This window comes from Rhizobium rosettiformans W3, assembly GCF_004912135.1.
GTDB lineage: Bacteria > Pseudomonadota > Alphaproteobacteria > Rhizobiales > Rhizobiaceae > Allorhizobium > Allorhizobium rosettiformans.
In genome coordinates this window covers 35,190-57,989 of record NZ_STGU01000006.1, presented here as the reverse complement: position 1 = coordinate 57,989, position 22,800 = coordinate 35,190, and the positions used below count along the sequence as shown (strand labels likewise).

General features: G+C 62.2%; 19 protein-coding genes. 6 read left to right on the top strand and 13 right to left on the bottom strand.

Translation table 11 applies throughout. The features are described 5' to 3' along the window. Genes FAA86_RS12370 through greA form a run of 5 tightly spaced genes read right to left on the bottom strand, consistent with a single transcriptional unit; the run spans position 1 to position 4,442 of the window. Entirely contained in the window at positions 1–852 is an 852-nt protein-coding gene (locus FAA86_RS12370; protein WP_167494963.1) for an FkbM family methyltransferase, read from the bottom strand. Next, entirely contained in the window at positions 849–1,649 is an 801-nt protein-coding gene (locus FAA86_RS12365; protein ID WP_136540989.1) for a hypothetical protein, read from the bottom strand. Before FAA86_RS12365 ends, FAA86_RS12370 begins: the two co-directional genes overlap by 4 nt. Beyond that, positions 1,646–2,869 (bottom strand): capsular polysaccharide export protein, LipB/KpsS family, encoded by a 1,224-nt coding sequence (locus tag FAA86_RS12360; protein ID WP_167494962.1) that lies wholly within the window; start codon positions 2,867–2,869, stop codon positions 1,646–1,648. Before FAA86_RS12360 ends, FAA86_RS12365 begins: the two co-directional genes overlap by 4 nt. A gap of 1 nt (position 2,870) precedes the next feature. Then, positions 2,871–3,944: a glycosyltransferase family 4 protein gene (locus tag FAA86_RS12355; RefSeq protein WP_136540985.1), complete on the bottom strand. Its 1,074-nt coding sequence runs from the start codon at positions 3,942–3,944 to the stop codon at positions 2,871–2,873. 21 nt (positions 3,945–3,965) lie between these two features. Next, complete coding sequence (greA, locus tag FAA86_RS12350) at positions 3,966–4,442, bottom strand: transcription elongation factor GreA (protein ID WP_113458848.1); 477 nt, start codon at positions 4,440–4,442, stop codon at positions 3,966–3,968. 268 nt (positions 4,443–4,710) lie between these two features. Between greA and FAA86_RS12345 the strand changes: the two genes are divergently transcribed. Beyond that, positions 4,711–5,940, top strand: coding sequence for a putative DNA modification/repair radical SAM protein (locus FAA86_RS12345; protein ID WP_136540983.1), 1,230 nt, complete (start codon positions 4,711–4,713; stop codon positions 5,938–5,940). Then, entirely contained in the window at positions 5,940–7,400 is a 1,461-nt protein-coding gene (locus FAA86_RS12340) for a UdgX family uracil-DNA binding protein (RefSeq protein WP_136540981.1), read from the top strand. The genes FAA86_RS12345 and FAA86_RS12340 overlap by 1 nt, the downstream gene beginning before the upstream one ends. Before the next feature lie 9 nt (positions 7,401–7,409). Here the strand turns inward: FAA86_RS12340 and FAA86_RS12335 are convergent, their stop codons facing one another. Next, positions 7,410–8,954 carry an MFS transporter gene (locus FAA86_RS12335; RefSeq protein WP_136540979.1) on the bottom strand — a complete coding sequence of 515 codons (1,545 nt, stop codon included), beginning with the start codon at positions 8,952–8,954 and terminating at the stop codon, positions 7,410–7,412. A 250-nt stretch (positions 8,955–9,204) separates the two neighbouring features. On the opposite strand from FAA86_RS12335, the gene FAA86_RS12330 reads away from it, so the two are divergent. Next, entirely contained in the window at positions 9,205–10,059 is an 855-nt protein-coding gene (locus FAA86_RS12330; protein WP_136540977.1) for a DMT family transporter, read from the top strand. Positions 10,060–10,081: 22 nt separating this feature from the next. Here FAA86_RS12330 and FAA86_RS12325 read toward each other — a convergent pair whose 3' ends face one another. From FAA86_RS12325 to carB, 5 genes are all read right to left on the bottom strand, one after another. Then, complete coding sequence (locus FAA86_RS12325; protein ID WP_136540975.1) at positions 10,082–10,552, bottom strand: SRPBCC family protein; 471 nt, start codon at positions 10,550–10,552, stop codon at positions 10,082–10,084. Then, positions 10,549–10,995, bottom strand: a complete 447-nt coding sequence (locus tag FAA86_RS12320; RefSeq protein ID WP_136540973.1) for an SRPBCC domain-containing protein — start codon at positions 10,993–10,995, stop codon at positions 10,549–10,551. Before FAA86_RS12320 ends, FAA86_RS12325 begins: the two co-directional genes overlap by 4 nt. After that, positions 10,992–11,345: an ArsR/SmtB family transcription factor gene (locus FAA86_RS12315; RefSeq protein ID WP_136540971.1), complete on the bottom strand. Its 354-nt coding sequence runs from the start codon at positions 11,343–11,345 to the stop codon at positions 10,992–10,994. Before FAA86_RS12315 ends, FAA86_RS12320 begins: the two co-directional genes overlap by 4 nt. A gap of 118 nt (positions 11,346–11,463) precedes the next feature. Further along, positions 11,464–11,649, bottom strand: a complete 186-nt coding sequence (locus FAA86_RS12310; RefSeq protein WP_136540969.1) for a hypothetical protein — start codon at positions 11,647–11,649, stop codon at positions 11,464–11,466. Positions 11,650–11,842: 193 nt separating this feature from the next. Then, entirely contained in the window at positions 11,843–15,325 is a 3,483-nt protein-coding gene (gene carB / locus FAA86_RS12305; RefSeq protein ID WP_136540967.1) for a carbamoyl-phosphate synthase large subunit, read from the bottom strand. A 301-nt stretch (positions 15,326–15,626) separates the two neighbouring features. On the opposite strand from carB, the gene FAA86_RS12300 reads away from it, so the two are divergent. Further along, the gene (locus tag FAA86_RS12300) at positions 15,627–16,802 is read left to right on the top strand and encodes a glycosyltransferase family 87 protein (RefSeq protein WP_136540965.1); all 1,176 of its coding nucleotides are present in this window, start codon (positions 15,627–15,629) and stop codon (positions 16,800–16,802) included. Positions 16,803–16,868: 66 nt separating this feature from the next. Beyond that, positions 16,869–17,597, top strand: a complete 729-nt coding sequence (locus FAA86_RS12295) for a DUF1868 domain-containing protein (protein WP_136540963.1) — start codon at positions 16,869–16,871, stop codon at positions 17,595–17,597. A gap of 68 nt (positions 17,598–17,665) precedes the next feature. Here FAA86_RS12295 and FAA86_RS12290 read toward each other — a convergent pair whose 3' ends face one another. Further along, positions 17,666–20,044, bottom strand: a complete 2,379-nt coding sequence (locus FAA86_RS12290) for a methyl-accepting chemotaxis protein (protein ID WP_136540961.1) — start codon at positions 20,042–20,044, stop codon at positions 17,666–17,668. Between the two features lie 210 nt (positions 20,045–20,254). Between FAA86_RS12290 and FAA86_RS12285 the strand changes: the two genes are divergently transcribed. Next, the gene (locus FAA86_RS12285; RefSeq protein ID WP_136540959.1) at positions 20,255–21,739 is read left to right on the top strand and encodes an amidase; all 1,485 of its coding nucleotides are present in this window, start codon (positions 20,255–20,257) and stop codon (positions 21,737–21,739) included. On the opposite strand, the gene FAA86_RS12280 is transcribed toward FAA86_RS12285, so the two are convergent. Beyond that, a complete protein-coding gene (locus FAA86_RS12280; protein WP_136540957.1) occupies positions 21,740–22,765 on the bottom strand; it encodes a zinc-dependent alcohol dehydrogenase family protein in 1,026 nt (341 codons plus the stop codon). Between the last annotated feature and the right edge of the window lie 35 nt (positions 22,766–22,800).

Genomic DNA, 22,800 nt, shown 5'->3' with positions numbered 1-22,800 from the left:
TTAGCGACGTTCGAAGATGTAATTGAGCTTCGACTGGTAAGTGCGCTGGTATCCGCGTGCGCTCAGCAACTCCAGGATTTCCTTGGCGGTCTGATCCTTGAACTCGCTGATGATCACCTGAGGCCATAGGGTTTCAGGTGCCGTCATCAGGAAATGTGTGAGAACCGGTATCTCATGCCCTTCTATGTCGATCTTCAGTGCATCGATCTTCGTGATAGCGTGCCGCGAGCATAAAGCCGTCAATGTGGTCAACTGCACCGTCGTCGGGACACGCTCACCTCGGGACTTGCCGATTTCCTCGGTTACGAGGGTGTTGGTGCCGCGCTGGCTGGGATTGATGTGCAGTTGGGCGGTTCCCTCCTGGTCGCTCAAGGCAACGCATTCGAGAACAAGCTGCTGGATTGCATTGGTCCGGACATTGAAACGGATCCGGCGCGCCATTTCGGGATCCGGCTCCACGGCAAGAATTCGGCCGCTGCCCTTCATGCATTTGTTCGCCCAGAAGCTGTAAATTCCCGCGTTGGCGCCGATGTCAACGAAGACGCTTCCGGGCTGGAGGACGCGTGCCAGGATTGCTCTTTCTTCGACATCGAAAAATTGCGGCGCGGTATACAGTTTCTGTTCAGACATGTTGCCGCGCGGCAGTATTCGAAGTCGATGCTCCCAGACCTGAATGTCGATCGGACCACGGTGCTTGTACTTGACCGGTTTGCGCAGTGTCTTCGTCAGCCAACGAAGGGGTTCCGGCAAGACATGCGAAAGCTTGAGCATTGCGGCGGTTAGGCCACGCAGGCGATAGGTTCCCCAAGGCGAGGTGTCATCGAATTCCGGTATCGACGCTTGCAGTTTCATGCTCCCCTCCATGCCTGACGAAGCCAATCGATCCGGCCGATGCGTCGGTACCACTTTTGGCCGCCGCCCTCCAGGACTTCACTCATCTTCGGGTTTCCTGCGAAGACGACAATGCGGGCGCCCTCGGGCAAGGCGGGGTCCTCGAAATAGCTTCGGACATAGCGCGGTACACAGGCATTCTTGAAGCTCACACACCATTCCCTCGGCCAGTACTGGAGGTGACCGTGCTTGGCGAGTTGTGCACTTTGAAACTGCTGCGAGATTTCATAGGTCGACGTGGCGCCTTCAGGATCGGCAATATAGGCGTCGAGGATGTATGCGTGTTCGCCCGCCTCGAAACGAAAGACCGAACTGTTGCCTACCGAGGCAAGAAAGCGGTCGCGGGCGGGGTTGATCTTGCGCAGCGGTTTGCTGCGGAAAAGATCATCATCGCGGATGATGAGAAATGTCCCTGGGATGGTGAAGAAGGGCTCGAGATCGTCGACGACCACCAGATCAAGGTCGAGGAAGAGCGTTGTGCCCTTGATGTCCGACAGGTCGCGCCGGAAAAGCGCGAGCTTCCTCCAGCGCCGGTCGCCGTGGCCTTCCGGCAATTCGAGTTCCGGCAAAGGGCGAACTTCCACCGCTTCATCCAGTCCACTCGCATCGTCCGTGAAGCACACAAAGCGATGTGGCCGCTTGAGGTGCCGCGCAACGCCTCGCCTGAGATTGTTGACATATTCAGGGCCATACAGCGTGCCCCATTTGATGCAGATGATATTGACGGGGGCGAGCGGGCCGGAGTTCGTGGAGGTCATATCGTCAGTTTGCCTTCAAGGCTGTTTTCGGATGGCGCGCGATTGGCGGCAAATTCGGAGAGATACCGGTGATGCAAATCAGCCTGTTCAGCTCTCAGCCGGATTGCCTCCATCATCTCTTCCGTTGGATTGTGCCGGTCTCCACGCAGGAGAAATACGTTGTAGACATAGCGCAGGAACAGGTCTCGAAGCGTGTCGTCAGGTTCCCAACTGGGCAGACTGGACAGGTTCTTGCTGAGCTCCCCGAGGCCTCGGGCGTGCAGGACCAGCCCCTCAACATTGTAGGGTGCATCGCCCAGCGTGATGACCTTCTTGCCCAGAAGTATTGCCTCCAAACCGACGGTCGAGTTGACGGTGATGACGGCCTCGGCACCCTCGATGAGTTCTCGCGTATCGTTGTGATTGGCGAAGCGAATTCGTTGATGCGGCACAATGTGGCTTCTGATCGACAAGGGGAAGCTCGGATGTTCCTTCACGACGAAATGGCGTTCGGGATGCCGCTCTGCCAGAGCCAACAACGTCTCGTACAAATGGACCATGTTCCTGATCCAGGGCGAATGGACCAGGATCTGCATGTCACTTGGCACCTGCATCGGCACGAAGATGTAGTTCGACGGCAGGGTATCCGTTGAGTGTCCCTTTTGCTTCGGCTTGCGCCTCACCAGGTCCTGGGGCTTTTCCAGCGGCAGGCGATCGGCCAGCGGGCGATAGAAATGGGGATCGCGGGGGAGGGAACTGCCGAAATTGATCCCCCGGACATCGTATTGCAGCGTGTCTGGGAAGAAGCCGAGTTCGGCGACCAAGCGACTGCGCTGCAGGTGATTGGCGACGGCAAGCGTCAGGGCGTCCGGCATCAGGAAGCCGTTGAACACGAGAGCATGTGCCCGGGGATGGTCGGCAAAATAATCGGCAATCAGCGCCGCAAAGAGGCGCGCACGCAGCAGCGCAATGCGCTGATAGATCCAGCCGACCAGGACATTCCCGTACAGGCCTGGAAGCCGGATTTTACGCCGCTGCAAATTGCGCTCAACGAGCCCCTGCAAACCGTAGAGGTCAGATCTCGATGTCAGGATCGAGAGCATATGAAGGAAGCCGTGCCTTTTCAGCAGCTCTCTTAGAACTCTGCCAAACTTGCGGGGGACCTCAAGGATCCGCCCCTTGGCGGCCCGGCGAAACCCGACGAGGTGCTTTGTGTGGACGATAAACTCGACCGGAGCCATGTCAGGCGACCTTTCGATTGGCTCGCAGGCCGGCGTAAACATCTGCAAGCGCCCGGGCCTCGCCTTCGAGGGCGAAGTTTTCGACGACATGGCGGCGGGCCTTCTGGCCGGCTTCAGCGCAGCGCGCTGGATTGTCAATGAAGGACTGTGTTGCCGCCGTCAGCGCCTCGCCATTGCCGGCCGGGACGACCTTGCCGGTTTCGTCCTCGACGATCATCTCGGCATAGGCGCCGGCATCGCTGGCGACCACCGGGGTGCCTGACGCCATGGCTTCAAGCGGGGTGAGGCCGAAGCCTTCGTTGCGGGAGGGGGCGACGTAGAGGGTCAGGCGGCGATACCAGGGTTTGATGTCGTCGACTTCACCGAGAAAATGGATGCGATCGGAAAGGCCGACCTTGGCGATCTTCGACTTCAGCTGATCGGCGAATGCCGTGTGCTCGGCTGTGACGCGCCCGGAGATGATGGCTGCCCAGTCTTGATGGTCGGGGAGCAGGGCGATCATGGCGTCGACGAAGAGGTCGGTGCCTTTCTGATGGCGGACGCGACCGAAGCAGCCGATCAGATGCTTGTCTCGCATCGCTTCCGGCAAAATGGTCGCCGGATCCGCGTCCGTCTCCATCGCCGGGCGGAAGAGATCGGTATCGACGCCGTGGCGGATGACGGTATGCGGCACCTTGAGGAAAGACCCGGACTTCGCATTCGTTGCGACCACGCCGTCCATCTTGGAAATGAGCCAGCGGGTGTAGCGGCTGTGGTGTCTCTGGGCGGCGGAAGTGAAGAGCAGCTTCAGCGGCATGCGCAAGACGTCCCGCAGGACCAGGCCCGCGAGCATCTCGTTGTTGCGGCGGGCATGCCAGACGCGACCCGTGCCGGTCCTCGGCTTTTTCCAAAGGCCGGGGAGCTGCTTCCAGCGCATTTTCGGGAGATGGTCGGGCAGGCCGGGGCCGAGGGTCAGAATGCCCAGCCCCTGGCGACGCTGCTCGGGAACGAGCTGGATCACGGTCGATGTCACACCGGACAGGCGACGCTTGAAATGCGGCGCGACGACCGTGATCTCGTCAAGCGATTGCGTCACGAGAACGCCCTTCCGACTGCATCAGCCCCACTTGACCGCGAGGATCTCGTAGGCCTTGGAGCCGCCGGGCGCGACGACTTCGATGTTGTCTCCGACTTCCTTGCCGATCAGGGCGCGAGCGATCGGCGAGGAGATCGAGATGCGGCCCGCCTTCACATCGGCTTCCTGGTCGCCGACGATCTGGTAGGTCTTCTCTTCGTCGGTGTCTTCGTCGACCAGCTTAACGGTGGCGCCGAACTTGATCTTCGAGCCGGACATCTTGGAGAGGTCGATGACCTCTGCCCGCGCGATCAGGTCCTCGAGTTCGCCGACGCGACCCTCGTTGTGGCTCTGGGCTTCCTTGGCGGCGTGATATTCCGCATTTTCGGAAAGGTCGCCATGGGCGCGCGCTTCGGCGATCGCCTCGATGATGCGCGGACGCTCTTCCTGTTGACGCCAGCGCAACTCTTCGTTGAGCTTGTCAAAACCGTTCTGCGTCATCGGTACCTTGTCTACCATTTCCTCTTCCTTCGTCTTCGTGGCCGCGAGCGCGGACACAAAAGAAAACAGGTTCCGGAGCAAAGCTTCGGAACCGTGTCACAAATCAGGTTGACGAGGACTATAGCAGAATGCCGCGCGACATTTCCAGATTTTTCGACAGGGCATGCCGAGGCATACGTCTCGCACGGAATAGTCGAGCGAAATCAAACGCTGACGCTGTGCACAGACGGTATGTCGCAGCCTTGTTTCTTGACGATCGTCATGAGAACGTATAGAGAACATACTTATGAAGAAGTCGCTCAAAGAACGTCTCGCCATCCTCTCCGACGCGGCCAAATATGATGCGTCCTGCGCTTCAAGCGGGACGACGAAACGCGACTCCGCGGCCTCCGGCGGGCTCGGTTCGACGGAGGGATCGGGCATCTGTCATGCCTATGCACCCGACGGCCGCTGCATCTCGCTGTTGAAGATCCTGCTCACCAATTTCTGCATCTATGACTGCGCCTATTGCATCAATCGCTCCTCGAGCAATGTCGAGCGCGCCCGCTTTACGCCCGACGAGGTGGTGTGGCTGACGATCGAATTCTATCGCCGCAACTACATCGAGGGCCTGTTTCTGTCCTCTGGCATTATCCGATCCTCGGACGACACGATGGCGGAGATGGTGAAGGTCGCCCGCGACTTGAGGACCAAGCATGACTTCCGCGGCTATATCCACCTGAAGACGATCCCCGAGGCCTCCGCGCATCTGGTGGAGGAGGCGGGGCTTTATGCCGACCGTCTGTCGATCAACATCGAGCTGCCGACCGACCACGGGCTTGAGCGCTATGCGCCGGAAAAGCGGCCGGTCAACATCCGCCGTTCGATGGCGGACTTGAGGCTCAAGATCGACGAGGCGCGCGAGCCGACGCTTTCCGGCCGGCGGAAGAAATTCGTGCCGGGCGGGCAGAGTACGCAGATGATCGTTGGGGCTGATGGGGCCAATGACGCAACGATCATCGGATCGAGCGCGCGGCTCTACAGCTCCTATGGCCTGAAGCGTGTCTATTATTCGGCCTTCAGCCCGATCCCCGACAGTTCCCAGAACCTGCCGCTGATCAAGCCGCCGTTGATGCGGGAGCATCGGCTTTACCAGGCGGACTGGCTCTATCGCTTCTACGGATTTTCGGTCGATGAAATTGCCTCGATCGGACAGGACGGCATGCTCGATCTGGAGCTCGATCCGAAGCTTGCCTGGGCGCTTGCCAATCGCGACCGCTTTCCGGTCGATGTGAACACTGCCGATCGCGAGACGCTATTGCGCGTGCCCGGTTTCGGCACCAAGACGGTCAAGGGGCTTTTGTCTGCCCGTCGCCATCGGCGGGTGCGTCTGGAGGACCTGGCACGGCTTGGTGTCTCCCTGAAGAAGGTGCGCTCCTTCATCGTGGCCGAGGGCTGGTCGCCGCATCGCAGTCTGGACCGCTCGGATCTCAGGGCCGTCTTCGCGCCGCCGGCCGAACAGTTGTCGCTGTTTTGATGCGGACGGTCACGCTCGAGGGGCGAGGTGAGTTTGCCGAATGGCGGGAGGCCGCGCGTGGTCTGCTGCTGGACCGGGTGGAGCCGGCGTCCGTGCGCTGGCAGCTTGCCGGTGACGGAGCGGACCTGTTCGGCGGCGCTGCCGCCCCGGAAATCGGGCCCGGCGAGGCACGCGACGTCGTCGTTCCCAAGAGTTTCATGGAGACGGCAGAGGCGGCAATCTGCCATTCCGATCCCGATCGTTTCTCGCTGCTCTACCGGATCCTCTGGCGCATGCAGGCGGAGCGCAATCTGTTGCAGGTCGCGTCCGATGGCGATGTGGCACAGCTGGTTCGGCTGGTGAAGAACGTCCGGCGTGACAGCCACAAGATGAAGGCATTCGTGCGGTTTCGCGAGGTCGAGGCCGTACAGGCCGGGCGGCGGCGCTTCGTCGCCTGGTTCGAGCCGGAGCATTTCATCGTGGCGCGCACCGCGGGCTTCTTTCAGCGCCGTTTCACCGACATGGATTGGCTGATCGCCACGCCGAAGGGCTCGGCCGCCTGGAACGGCGACGAACTCAGGACCTCGCGCGAGCCTGCCTTGCGGCCGGAAGCGGAGGATGAGACCGACGAGCTGTGGCGGACCTATTTTGCCAATATCTTCAATCCGGCACGGGTGAAGATCCGGGCCATGCAGTCGGAGATGCCGAAGAAATACTGGAAGAACATGCCGGAGGCTTCGCTCATTCCGGACCTGATTGCCGGGGCTGAGCGGCGGGTGCAGGAGATGGCGGCACGCGAGGCGAGCCAGCCGCCGGCCTTTCACGAGCGGTTGCAGGCGCAGTGGCGCGGCAAGGAGGAAGAGGATGCCTTGTCGGATCTGCCGCCGCTCAAGCGATTGCACGAGGAGGCCGCCCGCTGCACACGCTGTCCGCTGCATTGCCACGCCACGCAGACGGTGTTCGGCGAGGGACCGGCGGACTCTCAAATCATGTTCGTCGGGGAACAGCCGGGCGATGTCGAGGATCTGGCAGGGCGGCCCTTCATCGGGCCTGCGGGCAAGGTGTTCGACGAGGCTGCGGCTGCAGCCGGGATCGACCGGCGGCAGATCTATGTCACCAATGCGGTCAAGCACTTCAAATACGAGCGGCGTGGCAAGCGGCGGATCCACATGCGCCCGGATGCCGGCGAGGTGGCGCATTGCCGCTGGTGGGTCGCCAAGGAAATCGAAATCATCCGCCCGCGCATCGTGGTGGCGCTGGGCGCGACGGCCTATCTGTCTCTGACCGGTGAGAGCCGCCCCATCGCGGAGGTGCGGGGCATGCCGATCCCAATGCAGGAAGACCGGATGCTGCTCGTGACCACGCATCCGGCCGCCATTTTGAGAATGCCTGACGAGGATCTGAAGGTGCGCAGCCTCGAGGCCTTCCGCTCGGACATGGCCGGTGTCCGGCGGCTCTTCGATACGCTGTCGGCAGGCTGACCTTGCCGCTCAGTGGCCGCCGATCCGGCTTTCGTCGAGCTCGGTGCGGGCATAGACCTGCGATGCGATCGCGGCAAGCAGCAGCAAGGTGACGGTGGCCAGCGCACAACAGAGCGCAAAGCCGCCGGCGTAACTTGCCTTCGCCATTTCAATCCAGGGGGCGGCTTCATTGCCGGTGGAACGGGCGACTTCGAGCGCCGTGCCCAAGGCTGCGGTGACGGAATTCCGGTCGCTGGCGGAGAGCGCGGTCAGATCTGCGTCCTGCATAGCGAAGCGGTAGAACAGCGTGCCGATGCTGCCGAGGATGGCGACGCCGAGCGCGCCACCGAATTCCGCACTCGTTTCGGAAATGGCAGAAGCGGAGCCCGCGCGCTCCGGCGGGGCGGTGCCGACGATCAGACCTGTCGTGGTCAGAATGACGGGCACGAAGCCGAGGCCCATGATCATGCTCGCGCCAAGCACGCCGACCAGGCTCGAATGCCAGGCGGCAATTGCCATCAAGCCGGTGCCAAGCGCGTTGACGACCAGGCCGAGCAGGACGGTTCTGACCGGGCCGAGCCGGTTGGTCACGCGCCAGGCCTGGAAGGACATGACAGTGAAGACGAGCGAGGAGGGGACGGACCAGAGGGCAGCCTTCAGCGGTGTCAGTCCGATGACCAGCTGCAGGAAGAGGTTCTGGAAGAGGAAGATGCCGAAGATGAAGAAGACGCCTGCGAGATTGACCATCAGAGATGCGGTGAAGGCCGGGATCCTGAACAGAGCGAGATCGATCATCGGATGTTCGAGCTGCTTCTGGCGCTTGACGAAGATTACGCCCACGACGAGGCCGAAGAGGATCGGTGCAAGCTGGATCGGTTCGAAGCCTTCGGCGGCCATCTTCTTGAAACCGTAGACGATGGGCAGGACGGTGAGCAGGGAGAGGGCAACGCTTGCGAGATCAAGGCGACCGGCATTCTCGTCCTTGTATTCCGGCAGGAGAAATGGGGCGCTGGCAAGCAGGGCTGCCATGATGGGCACGTTGATCAGGAAGACCGAGCCCCAGTGGAAATACTGCAAGAGCAGACCGCCGATCAGCGGGCCGATCAAGCCACCGAGAGCGAAGGCCGTGCCCCAGATGCTGATTGCGCGGTTGCGTTCACCTTCGTCGCGGAAGAGGTTGACGACGAGCGAGAGGGTGGAAGGCGCGATGGTCGCGCCGGCGATGCCGAGCAGGGCGCGCGCGACGATCAGCATCGACGCAGTGCTGGCGAAGGCGGCGAAGACGGAAGCAGCACCGAAGAAGAATGCGCCGATCAGGAGCACCTTGCGGCGGCCGATCCGGTCGCCGAGCGTGCCCATCGTGACGAGGAAGCCCGCGACCATGAAGCCATAGATGTCGTTGATCCACAAAAGCTGGGTGGCCGAGGGATCCAGGTCGGCCACGATGGCAGGCATGGCGAGGAACAGGACCGAGAGGTCCATGGAATAAATCAGACAGGCAATCGACAGGATCAGGAGGCCGATCCACTCACGGCGGGTGGCCTTGCCGGCAACAGCGTCAACAGTCACGGACATGGGAAAATCTCACACTTCAAAACGGGTGCAGAGTGCCGCAGGGCCGTGCATTCGACAAACGTCAAATTTTGATGGAACGCGTCGCGGAAACTGATCGATTGAATAGGCTGGTGTTGGCCCGGGCCTCCGGGAGGCTCGACGATGAGGCTAGTGTCTCGTCGGCTTGTGCAGGCATGTCTGCTCGCGCTATCACGGGTCCGGATCCTGCAGGAGATAAGATAATGGCGGGATCTCTGGGGGAGATGCCGTTTTGCAATCGACGATCGTTTTGACCGCAGTCGCCATGCTCGCTTTTGCGGCGAACTCGCTTCTCGCCCGCGAAGCACTGGGTACGCTATCGATCGAAGCTGCCGGCTATACAGCCGTCCGGATCATGTCGGGAGCTTTGGTGCTATACGGGTTGATGCGCCGGCAAGGCGTTTCCCAGGCATCGGGACCGTCCTTGCCGGGGGACTGGCCGGCTGCTGCAGCTCTCTTCGTCTACGCCATCGCGTTTTCGGCGGCCTATCTCTCGCTTGGTGCCGCAACGGGTGCCTTGATCCTGTTTTCCTCCGTGCAGGCGAGCATGGTCACCTTCGGTCTGGTCAAGGGCGACCGTCCCAGCCTGCAGGAGGTCGTGGGCTTTGCGATCGCCTTTGCCGCTTTCGTCTATCTCATTCTGCCCGGTGTCGGGCGTCCCGATCCGGTCGGCTGCGTCCTGATGATCGCCTCCGGAGTTGCCTGGGCGGTCTATACGCTGCGCGGCCGCGGATCGCAGGATCCGATCGGCCAGACTGCGGGCAATTTCGTTCGGGCCTCGGTTTTCTGCCTGCCGCTCGCCATCTTCGCTGTCATCTATGAGACGACGTCGACATCTGGCGTTCTGCTCGCGCTTGGATCCGGCATCGTCGCATCCGGTCTTGGCTATGCGATCTGGTACACGGCGCTGCGGGAACTTACGACATTTCGCGCCGCGCTGATCCAGCTCTCGGTGCCGGTTATCGCGGCTCTTGGCGCGATCGTGCTTCTTAATGAGCAGCTGACGCTGCATTTCGTCATTGCCGCTTCCTGCGTGATCGGCGGGATCGCGCTTGCCATCCTCGCCAAGCAGAAGCGGCAGGCCTGATCTGGTGGTTCTGCTTCTGGCCTCAGCTTGAGGTGTGAAGCGCGCTGACATAGGCGTCCAGCCGTGCCAGGGTCTGCTTTCCACCTTCGACTGCGCCGAATTTGAAGGTCGCGTCTCGTGCTTCTTGCGTCGGGAAGATCAGGATCATGGTGATGCGGGTCTGATCTCCTTCGCTTTCGAAGGTGATGATGCCGTCGAAATGCGCGGGCTCTCCCATCTCGCCGCCATGCTCATAGGAGATGCGGGTCGGCCGGCTGATCTCCCGGTAGCGGATCCAGTTCGGCCAATCCTTGCCGTCGGGTCCATGCATCGTGTAGCGCCACAGACCGCCGACGGAGAAGTCCATCTCATGGGTTTCGTTCTGAAAACCGTCCGGCCCCCACCAGGCGTCAAGGTGGCGGGCATCGGAGAACATTTCGAAGACGAGGCCGATCGGAGCGCGGACGAGGCGGGCGACTTGCAGGATGCGGGCTGGGTCCAGTTCGGCTGTCATGTCAGAATGGCTCCCGTGGCGAGGACCTGCTCGAGGCGGTCGAAATTCTGCTCGTTGGCCGCGCGGATGAATTTCTGCAGTTCGCGGTTTTCGTCTGTCGGTTCGAACAACATCCGCCAAGTCAGGCGCGTGCCCGATGCGTCCTCCTCAAAGGTCATCTCCAGAGTGAAGACATGCATCGGCTCATGGTGAAGGGCGACCATACGCCTTGCCGGTTCGATCTCTTGGAAGGTCCAGCGGTTGGCGAAGTCGGTGCCGTCGGACGAGGTCATGATGACGCGCCAGTCTCCGCCGACGCGAAAGTCGAATTCGTCGATACGGTTGGTGAAGCCATGCGGTCCCCACCACGTCGCAAGCTTGGCCGGATCGGCGAAGGCATCGAAGACTGCGGCTCTGGATGCCGTAAAGATCCGCTCGTTCAGGATTTCCAGTTTGTCGGTCATTTCTGATGGTCCTTCCTGCCTTCGGGGTCTCTTTGAATGGCGGCGAGATAGTCTTCCAGGCGATCCAGCCGGTGCTCCCAGAGCTTCCGGTAATCGGCGAGCCAGCCATCGACGGCTTGCAAAGGTTCGGCTTCGAGCCGGCAGGGACGCCACTGCGCGCTGCGCCCGCGTGAGATGAGCTTTGCGCGCTCCAAGACCTTCAGATGCTTGGAGACGGCCGGAAGGCTGATGTCGAAGGGTTCGGCCAGTTCGTTGACCGTCGCTTCGCCCATGGCCAACCGGGCCAGAATGGCCCTACGTGTCGGGTCGGCCAAAGCCGCCAAAGTCAGAGAAAGTGGATCGCCGCTCATCTTTAGCCGATCGGTTAATTAACTTATTGGTTAAATACAGGCGATACGACAGCGTGTCAAGTTGAGGGGCTCCCCAAGCAGCAGCTCGTTCTGAGCGGAAGGAGCGGGAGCAGCTTCGTCAGCCGAAGAGTTCGATCAGCCCCGAGATGACCGTCGCGCCGCCGATCGGCGCGATGAAGAGGAGGACGATGTTCAAGCCGGCGATCCAGGCGAGTGCCTTTTGCTGGCGCGGCGTCAGGGAAGGGCGGTCCGGTTCGGCCGGCGGCTCTGGCGGTGGCGTGAAGTTGTTGAGATCGAGAAACATTGCGTGACCTGTCTCGTCTGCCGTTCGGGAGTGCTCTCGCCCCTAACATAGGCATGAAGCACAGAGTTCCAGTGCGTCATGGTAACGAGCGCCGCGCCGCCCATAAAACAGAATCGCCGCACCCGAGGGTGCGGCGATCGTATCGTATTCATGCTGTATCAGACGGCCCGCAAGCCAGCTGAAGCGTGTCGCCTCAGAAGTAGCTCTGCAGCGGGCGAACCTCGAGCTGGCCGCCCTTCAGCGCCCGGATGGCTTCGGCGGCAGCGAGCGCGCCGGCCATGGTGGTGTAGTAGGGCACCTTCTGCATCAGGGCGGCTCGGCGCAGCGACTTCGAGTCCGAGATCGCCTTGTTGCCGTCGGTCGTGTTGATGACCAGCTGCACCTGACGGTTGCGGATCGCATCCTCGATATGCGGACGGCCTTCCAGAACCTTGTTGATCTTCACGGCCGGAATGTCGTTTTCGGCGAGGAAGCGCTGGGTGCCGCCGGTCGCCAGAACCTTGAAGCCGATCTGAGTAAGGATCAGGATCGCCGGCAGGACCCGGGCCTTGTCCTCGTCCCGGACGGACACGAAGACCGTTCCCTCACGCGGCAGTTCGACGCCAGCGCCGAGCTGGCTCTTGGCAAAGGCCAGCGCAAAGTCGGTGTCGAGGCCGATGACTTCGCCGGTGGAGCGCATTTCCGGACCGAGCAGCGTGTCGACGCCGGGGAAGCGGGCAAACGGGAAGACGGCTTCCTTGACCGCGATGTGGGTCAGGTTGCGCGGGTCGGGCTTCTTGCCATAGGCGGAAATGGCCTGGTCGAGCTTTTCGCCGGTCATGACGCGGGCGGCGATCTTGGCGATGGGGGCGCCGATGGTTTTGGCGACGAAGGGCACCGTGCGCGAGGCGCGCGGGTTTACTTCGAGCACGTAGATCACGTCGTCCTTGATCGCATACTGGACGTTCATCAGGCCGCCGACATTGAGCGCCTTGGCAAGCGCCGTCGTCTGGCGCTCCAGTTCGTCGACGATGTCCTTGGAGAGCGAACGGGTCGGCAGCGAGCAGGCCGAGTCACCGGAGTGAATGCCGGCTTCCTCGATATGCTCCATGATGCCGGAGACGAAGACGTTTTCGCCGTCGCAAAGAGCGTCGACGTCAACTTCGATGGCATTTGTCAGGTAGCTGTCGAAGAGAAGCGGGTTCTTGCCGAGCAGCGTGTTGATCTGGCCGGTCTTGTCGTTCGGGTAGCGCTGCTTGATGTCTTCCGGCACGAGTTCCGGAACCGTGTCGAGCAGGTAGGTCTGCAGCATGCCCTCGTTGTGGATGATCTGCATGGCGCGGCCACCGAGCACGTAAGACGGGCGCACGACCAGCGGGAAGCCGATTTCGCCGGCAACGAGACGCGCCTGCTCAACCGAATAGGCGATGCCATTGTTCGGCTGCGTCAGGTCGAGCTTCATCAGCAGCTTCTGGAAGCGGTCGCGGTCTTCGGCGAGGTCGATCATGTCGGGCGCGGTGCCGAGGATCGGGATGCCGTTCTTTTCGAGCGCTTCGGCAAGCTTCAGCGGGGTCTGGCCGCCGAACTGGACGATAACGCCGACGACTTCACCCTTTTCCTGCTCCGCGCGCAGGATTTCGATCACGTCTTCGGCCGTCAGCGGCTCGAAATAGAGGCGGTCGGAGGTGTCATAGTCGGTCGAGACGGTTTCCGGGTTGCAGTTGACCATGATCGCTTCGAAGCCGGCATCCTTCAGCGCGAAGGCGGCATGGCAGCAGCAATAGTCGAACTCGATGCCCTGGCCGATGCGGTTCGGGCCGCCGCCGAGGATCACGACCTTCTTGCGGTCGGAGACCTGGGCTTCCGAGCGCAGCGCGCCGACGAAGGGCGTCTCATAGGTGGAGTACATGTAAGCCGTCGGCGAGGCGAATTCGGCGGCACAGGTGTCGATGCGCTTGAAGACCGGGCGCACGCCCAAACCGTTGCGCAGTTCGGCGACTTCCTTCGGGCGCTTGCCCGAGAGCGAGGCGAGGCGGGCGTCGGAGAAGCCCATGGCCTTCAGCATGCGCAGGTTTTCTGCGTCTTCCGGCAGGCCATGCTCGCGAATGCGGGCTTCCATATCGATGATCGCCTTGAACTGGGCGATGAACCACGGATCGATCTTGCAGCCTTCGTGGACTTCTTCCGGCGACATGCCGAGGCGCAGCGCTTGGGCGACCATGCGAAGGCGGTCCGGGGTCGGCGTGCCGATGGCGGCGCGGATGGCGTTCTTGTCGTCGCCTTGGCCGAGGCCGGGGATCTCGATTTCGTCGAGGCCGGTGAGGCCGGTTTCGAGACCACGCAGAGCCTTCTGCAGCGATTCTGCAAAGGTGCGGCCGATCGCCATGACTTCGCCGACCGACTTCATGGCGGTGGTCAGCGTCGGCTCGGCGCCGGGGAACTTTTCAAAGGCAAAGCGCGGGATCTTGGTGACGACGTAGTCGATCGACGGCTCGAACGAGGCCGGGGTCGCGCCGCCGGTGATGTCGTTTTCGAGTTCGTCCAGCGTGTAGCCGATGGCGAGCTTGGCGGCGATCTTGGCGATCGGGAAGCCGGTGGCCTTCGATGCCAGAGCGGAAGAGCGCGAGACGCGCGGGTTCATTTCGATGACGACAAGGCGGCCGTCCTTCGGATTGACGGCGAACTGGACGTTCGAGCCGCCGGTCTCAACGCCGATCTCGCGCAGAACCGCGATCGAGGCGTTGCGCATGATCTGGTATTCCTTGTCCGTCAGCGTCAGCGCCGGGGCAACGGTGATCGAGTCGCCGGTGTGCACGCCCATCGGATCGATGTTTTCGATCGAGCAGACGATGATGCAGTTGTCCGCCTTGTCGCGGACGACCTCCATTTCATACTCCTTCCAGCCGAGGACCGATTCTTCGATCAGGACTTCGGTGGTCGGAGAGGCGTCGAGACCGGAATTGACGATTTCGTAGAATTCCGAGCGGTTGTAGGCAATGCCGCCGCCGGTGCCGCCGAGCGTGAAGGACGGGCGGATGATGGCGGGCAGGCCGACATGATCGAGGGCCTGGGCGGCAATCGCCATGGCATGCGCCATGTAGCGCTGCTTGCGGTCGGTCTCGCCGAGGTTCCACTGGTTTTCCAGCTCGTCGAGGGCCTTGTCGAGCGCGTCGCCGGAGAGCTTGGCGCGCAGTTCCGCGCGGGCGGCCTCGTGCGTCTTGCGGTCGGCGTCCTTGATTTCGGTGGCGTTGGCGAGCATCGACTTCGGGGTTTCAAGGCCGATGCGGGCCATGGCTTCGCGGAAAAGGGCGCGGTCTTCGGCCATGTCGATGGCTGCGGGCTTGGCGCCGATCATCTCGACATTGTAGCGTTCGAGGACGCCCATGCGCTTCAGAGAGAGCGCGGTGTTCAGCGCCGTCTGGCCGCCCATGGTCGGCAAGAGCGCATCGGGGCGCTCCTTGGCGATAATCTTGGCGACGACTTCCGGCGTGATCGGCTCGACATAAGTGGCATCAGCGAGACCCGGATCGGTCATGATGGTCGCCGGATTGGAATTGACCAGAATGACCCGGTAGCCTTCTTCCTTCAGCGCCTTGCAGGCCTGGGTGCCTGAATAGTCGAACTCACATGCCTGACCGATGACGATCGGCCCCGCGCCGATGATGAGGATGGACTTGATATCTTGGCGCTTGGGCATGGCTCTATCCGTTCTTGCGCCTGCGCGAAAAACCGGCCTGGGTGAGGGAGGTCACCGGCCGGGCGCAGGAAGATGGTCTTTTCAGGCTAGAAGCGGCTTATAGGGAAATGTACCGGCGGAAGGAACCCTGAATCGAAGTGCTCCGACAGTTTTTTCGCGGCTGATCCAGACGAGCTCTCAGCGCACAGACGCTGCGACGTGGTCGGCGTCAAATCGCGTTCCTCGCTAGGTGTTGATTTACCGCCTGTGGGTAAGGTGTCAGGGTCCAAAACGCCGTCGCTCGCAGCAAGGTAGAGGAAACATGACGGAAAATCGGCCCAAGCGCTTTTCGCCGCTGCACTGGCTCGCAGCTGGCTGTGTGCTGGTGGCCTGTGTCGCGATCGGCTTCATCTGGAGCAGGCCGGTCGAGGTGAACACCATCGCCTGGTCCAACACCGATTTCTCAAACTATTGGACGGCGTCCACGCTGTTGCTTAAGGGGCGGGTCATGGACCTCTTCAGCGGGCAGGAGACCTATTTTGCCAATTTGCAGGCGATCTTCGGTCCGGACTATCCCTGGCGCAACTGGAGCTATCCGCCGTCCTACGTGCTGCTGATGTGGCCCCTGGGCTTCGCCCAACTCGCGAGTTCACTCGTGATATTTCAACTCGTGACGGGACTGTTTTTTCTGCATGCGGTCTCCACGGTTCAGCGCGACATCACACCCGGTGCGGCGGCCCTGCTCATTGCATTTCTCATTTGCAACACGGTCACCGCGCAAAACGGGTTCCTGACGGCGGCCCTGATGCTCTACGGCCTCTCGCTCCGTGACCGAAATCCTATTGTGGCAGGGATCGCCTTTGGCCTTCTGACGGTGAAGCCGCAGCTTGGGCTCCTTGTGCCGCTTTTGCTTCTCTACGAGAGAAGATGGACGGTGATTGTCGCCGCCGGTTTGAGCAGCCTCGCTTTGGTCGCGGCCTCCGGCACGCTTCTTGGGTGGGAGACATGGGCCGGTTACATCCGCCACAATGTTCCCTATCAGAGCTATGTCATGACAGACATGGGCGGCATTTTCCTGCGCATGATGCCATCCTTGTTCGGGACTTTGCGATTTATGGAAATGCCTTCGTCTCAGGCGATGATCATTCACAGCGTCCTGGCGATTGCCGGCTTCGCCGGATTTCTGGTGGGGCTGGTCCGCGCTCGCAGCCTATTTGAGCGGAGCCTCGTACTGCTGTTGGCAAGCTTTCTCGTGGCGCCATATTCCCTCGTCTACGACCTGGGCGCACTGTCAGCCGTCGCCGCGATTGCCGCGTTCGAACAGCGAAGCGACGAGCAATCGACTTGGTGGCGGCCAACCTTCATCCTGGTGGCCTTGTTGCCGCTCATTCACTTTGCTTTCTTGGGGCTCAGCCACGTACCGGTCGCACCGCTTGTCTTGAGTTGCGCATTGCTGCTGATTGTCACGCGCCCACGAAATCAGACACAGGTGATTTGATTGGCCGTCATGCCCCGTTCGTAGTCCGTGGCTAGAAGACAACCTCGTATTTGATCCGAGGTTTCCATGGCAGTTTCACTTAAGCAGTCGCTTCCGTCCCATCTTCTTTTCGCATCATCGAGCCATAATCCCGGCGCGATCCCCCATCTCGGGCAGCGGTACGACACATCCGGCCGGTTTCTGACCGAGCGCGGCAATACCGTGGTCTGCCATCTGGCCGAGGGGTCGGAGACGGCTGCGGTTTTGCTCGAGGCGCGGGCGCGGTACATGACCATGCCGGGGGCGGACAAGCTCGCCTTCACGGCGGCATCCAGTTTGCACATGACGCTGTTCCAGGGGATCATCGAGACGCGCCGCGCGCTGCCTTACTGGCCCGAAGACGTGCCCGTGGAAACGCCGGTCGATGACATGACGGCGATCTTCCTGGACCGGCTCGCCGGCTTCGAGCCGGGTGAAGCCTTTGCCGTCGAAGTGATGCATGCAACCCCGCTCGGACTGACCTTGCGCGGCGTCAGCGATCGTGACCGATCCATTCTGAAGGACTGGCGCGATCGGCTGGCGGATCTGCTCGGTTACCGTCATCCGGACCACGAGACATACAGCTTCCACATCACCTTTGCCTATATGATCGAGCGCTTCGACGACGCGACCATGGCCGCCTGGGTGCCGTTTCTGCAGGAGGTGACGGAGGAGATCCGCAGGCGCGCGCCTGTGCTCGAGCTTCGCGCGCCTGCTTTTTGTGTCTTCGACGACATGAACCATTTCGAGGAACTGATGGTCTTCGATCCGGCCTGAGTGGCTTGAAAAAGAAAATGGCGGGCCAGAGCCCGCCAGATCATTATCGAAGTGCTCTCAGATCAAGCTCAGAACTCTTCCCATTCCGCACCGCTCGGCGCAGGTTTTGCGCCCATGGCGGAAGCGATCTTGCTGGCCAATGCGCGGGCCGGCGAGGCAACGGCGCGCGTTGTTTCGTTGGCAGGGGCCGGGGCCGGGGCAGGGGCAGGGCGAGCCGCACTTTGCTGAGCTGCGGCAAAAGTCCGGGCGACCGGCGCCGGTGCCGTCTGCTGCCGCGGGGCCGAGCCGAGATTGAACTGGGCCAGGCGCGCCGAGAGTGCCTGGACTTCCGAGACCAGCGTATGGGACGCAGCATTGGTCTCCTCGACCATGGCGGCGTTCTTCTGGGTGCCCTGGTCCATCACGTTCACGGCGGCATTGATTTCGTGCAAACCGGTCGACTGCTCGCGGGCGGCTTCGACAATCGCATGCACATTGGTGTTGATCTGCTGCACCTCCGCCACGATGGCCGACAAGGCTTCGCCAGTCTGGTCGACAAGGGAGACGCCATGCTTGACCTGATCGCCCGAGGCGGTGATCAGCGTCTTAATTTCCTTGGCCGCATTAGCAGACCGCTGGGCAAGTTCGCGAACTTCCTGGGCGACGACGGCAAAACCCTTGCCGGCGTCACCGGCGCGTGCGGCCTCGACGCCGGCATTCAGCGCCAGCAAATTGGTCTGGAAGGCGATCTCGTCGATCACGCCGATGATGTTGGAAATCGACTGCGAAGACTGCTCGATGGCACTCATGGCGTCGATGGCCGAGCGCACCACTTCGCCGGACCGTTCGGCGCTTTCCTTGGTGCGGCTGACCTGCTCGCCGGCTTCTTCCGCGCGCTGGGTCGATTCCTTGACCGAGCGGGTGATCTGCGAAAGGGCCGCGGAGGTCTCTTCCACGGAGGCTGCCTGCTGCTCGGTGCGGCGGGCGAGATCATCGGCTGCGGAGCGGATTTCGTTCGAGCCGTTTTCGATCGTGGTCGCGTTGTCGCGGAAGGAGATCATCGCGGCGCGCAGCTTTTCGATGGAGTCGTTGAAGTTGCCGCGGATCTCGTCGAGTGCGGGCGAGAAGGGTTTTTCGAGGCGGACCGTCATGTCGCCATCGGACAGTCGGGCAAGACCGGTGCGCAACTCGTCGACGACGAAGCGGATTTCTTCCTCGCGCGCCTTGTGTCCCTTGGAGCGCTCGACCCGTTCGATCTCCTCCTGCTCATAACGGGCTTCAGCGGCCTTTTCGAGCTCGACCTTTTTGCGATTGCTTTCGAGAAGGACGGCGAGCGAGCGGGAGAGGTCACCGAGTTCGTCGGCGCGGTCCTTGTCCGTCAGTTCGACATCCAGCCGGCCAGCGGCGATTTCGGTTGTCTGGCCGATGACGCGGTTGATGCGGCCGATGAAGCGACGGGCGAGCAGCCAGCCGACGACGATCAGGATGAGTGTGGCGCCGGCGATGATGAGGCCGGAGGTCCAGATGGTCTGCGACAGGGCCCCGAGGACAGTGGCACTCGGAACGGCAACGACGACATTCCAGACCGCGCCGGGGAAGGGCTCGATCGGCACGGCGATCGCCATGCGCTCGACGCCGTCCTTGTCGACCATCGTGCCCACGGAGCCGGGGGATTTCAGCAGGCTTTCCCAGGCGGAGGCATCAAGGCCGCTGTCCTTCAAGGCCTTGCCCATGGCCGCCTTGTCGGGGTGACTGACGAAGGCGTTGGCAGAGGAGAGAAGGGCGACATAACCGTCACCCAGCGGCCGTTTGGCGGCGAGATCGGCAGCGGTCTTGTCGAGATCGATGTCGGCGCCGACATAGCCGATCGCCTTGCCGTTTTCCATGACCGGCACGGAAATGGTGGTCATCAGGACGTCTTTGCCGTCGACAGGATAGACGTAAGGTTCAAGCAGGACGGTCTTGCCGGTCCTGACCGGCAATTGATAATAGTCGCCCGCACCGGGTTTGTCGTAGTCAACGAGGACGTCCGTCTTGATGGTCCCACCGGCGCGATAGATGTAGGGCACAAAACGCCCGGTCTGATCGTGTGCGGGTTTGCCAACGAAGTCTGCATCCTTGCCGTCGAAGGCATTGGGTTCCCAACCCGTGGAGAGGCCGATGGCACCCGGAAAGCCCTCGAGCGTCTTCGTCAGGACGGCCATGACCACGTCGCGGTCAGCAATCCCCTTTTCGCGAAGGGCGGAGACGGAATAGTCGAGGCCAGCCACCATCTCATGGGCGACACTCAGGGTCTGATTGACTTCGGCCGCAGCTTCGGACGCTGCAGTCTGCATCTTGTCGATGCCGGCGCCGCGAATGGTGCCGTAGCTCAAGCCCACCAGCGTGGCTGCGACGCCGATCGTGGTGACAACACCCAGGCCGACGGTCGAGAAGATGTTCCGGCTGGTGGCGGATTTGAATAACATGGGCCGTTCCCTCATTAGCCTATGACTGCAAGGCAGCGGACAAGCGCCGCTGCGCCGGTGTCGCACCGGCCTTTGGGGCAGACTTTAGCCGCCCATGGTTAAGTAGATATTTATATTCGGCGAAGCCGTTATGCCGTGCGGCCCTTGATCGATGGGAAAATCGACCGGAAGCTCATTGCCAATCATGCGAGTCGGGCCGGGGGAGCGACGATGTTCAAGGAGTATGTGGACCATGACGGATTGGCGCTGGCCGACCTGATCCGACGCGGCGAGGTCACGGCGAAAGAGGTGCTCGAAGCCGCCATCGCCCGGATCGAGGCGTTCAATCCGCAACTGAACGCGGTCATTCGTCCGCTCTTCGACCGGGCGCGCCAAAGAGTGGCCGCCGGACTGCCGGACGGGCCATTCTGCGGTGTGCCCTTCCTGGTCAAGGATCTCCTGGCGCAGATCGACGGCGTGCCGACCGGCAATGGCAATCGGCTCTGGGCGACCCGGGTTAAAGAGGGCGACAGCGAGCTGGTGACGCGCTGGGAACGCGCAGGGCTTGTCATCGCCGGGCGGACCAACACGCCGGAATTCGGACTGACACCCTATACGGAGCCTTGCGCCAACGGCTCGACGCGCAATCCGTGGGACCTCGGCCGAACATCCGGCGGCTCGTCCGGTGGCTCGGGAGCTGCGGTCGCCTCGGGCATGGTGCCGATCGCGTCCGGTGGGGACGGCGGCGGATCGATCCGCATTCCGGCCTCCGCTTGCGGCGTCTTCGGCATGAAGCCGACGCGGGGCCGAACACCGGCGGGTCCGTTCATCGGCGAGGCATGGTCGGGTTTTGCGGTCGAGCATGTGCTGACGCGAACGGTGCGTGACAGCGCCGCGGTGCTTGACGTCACCCATGGAGCGGATCGTGGCTCGCCGCATCCGCTGCCGGTTCATGCGGGGACTTTCCTGGAAGCGTCGCAGCGGTCACCCGGCAGACTGAAGATCGCTGTCTCGCGCGAACCGATGCTCGGCAAGGCGGTGGCCCCTGAGGTGATCTCCGCTTTCGATGACACAGTGAAGCTGCTTGCCGACCTCGGTCACGAGGTGATCGAGGCAGCGCCGCCTGTGGAGCGGGAGGCATTCTCCATGGCCTTTCTGACGGCGCTGGCCGGTGAGCTGCGCGCCGATATCGAATTCACGGCGAAGACCTTCGGCGTGAGGATCAGGCCCGGCGACTATGATGCCTCGTCCTTTGGCATGGGCTTGCTGGGGGAGGGGTTCACTGCCGGCGATCTCATCGCCGCCCACCGCTATCTTGGGCTTGCCGCGCGCTCGGTCCTCGGCTTTTTCGAGGATGTCGACGTGTTGATGACGCCGGTGCTCTCCACCTTGCCGGTGAAGATCGGTGCGCTGCAGCCGAGTGCCTTGGAAAAGAAGCTCCTGACGGTGCTGGGTTACATCGGCGGCGGACGGCTATTGAAGAAGCTCGGGATTGCCGAACAGCTGGCCGCACAAACCTTCGAGTTCATTTCGTGGACTCCGATCTTCAACGTGACCGGCCAGCCGGCCATGTCGGTTCCGATAAGCTGGTCGCCGGAGGGGCTGCCGATCGGCATGCAATTCGTCGGGCGTTTTGCCGACGAGGATACGCTGTTTTCGCTGGCCGGACAGTTGGAAGCGGCGAAGCCGTGGAAGGACCGCCGTCCGCCCCTTTGATCAGAGCCCCGGTACGACGAGCACCTTCACCTCGCCCGGTTGCGGCGGTTGGCTAACGACCTCCGGCGCCTCGTCGAGCGAGACCTTGCGCGAGATGAGCTTCTCGACCTCGATCCGGCCGGAGGCGATGAGGTCGGCGGCGCGGCGGTGGGTGAAGGGGTTGAGGAAAGAGGTGACGAGCTTGACCTCGCGGAAGAGCAGGTCGAATGGCTCGATCTCGACCTTTTCGCCCTGCGCCATGACACCGAGGATCACGGCGGTGCCGCCCGGCCGTACCAGCTTCGTCGCCTGGACCACGGTTTCTGCGACGCCGGCGCATTCCAGCACGACATCCACGCCGCCGGGAACGAGGCCATGTTCGCCCGCAATCTGGGCGATCACATCGCCCGCTTTCGGATCGACACTTGCTGTCGCGCCGAGTTCCTCGGCAAGGCTGCGGCGGCTCGCCTGGCGCGTGACGAGGATGACCGTCGTTGCGCCAGCCAGCCGGGCGAGCTGAACCGTCAGGAGGCCGATGACGCCGCCGCCCAACACCACGACCGAGGAACCGGCCTTGATCCCGGCAATGTCGATGCCATGCAGGCAGCAGGCCAGCGGCTCGCAGAAGGCGCCATGCATCGGATCGAGATCTCCTGGGAGCAGGAAGGCCTGCTTATGGGGAATGACAACATAATCCGCGAAGCCGCCGTCGCGGTGGATGCCGATGGCTGTCAGGTTTCGGCAGAGGTTGACCCGGCCGTCGACGCAGTGGCTGCAACGGCCGCAGGCAATGTTCGGGTCGCCGGTGACGCGGTCGCCCACATGAAACCCTGAGACTGCGCTGCCGACCTGTTCGATGATGCCGGAGAATTCATGGCCGAGGGTTACGGGCGGCGTGCAGGGAAATTCGCCGTGGAACAGGTGCCTGTCGGTCCCGCAGACGCCGCAGGCTTCGACGCGGACGAGGAGTTCATCCGGGCCAGCTTCGGGCTTCTTCACCTCCCGCGTGAACAATTGGCCTGTCGCCTCCAGTCGCATCGCCTTCATGTGTCACTCCTCCCAAAGTGCAGTCTTTCGGCAAG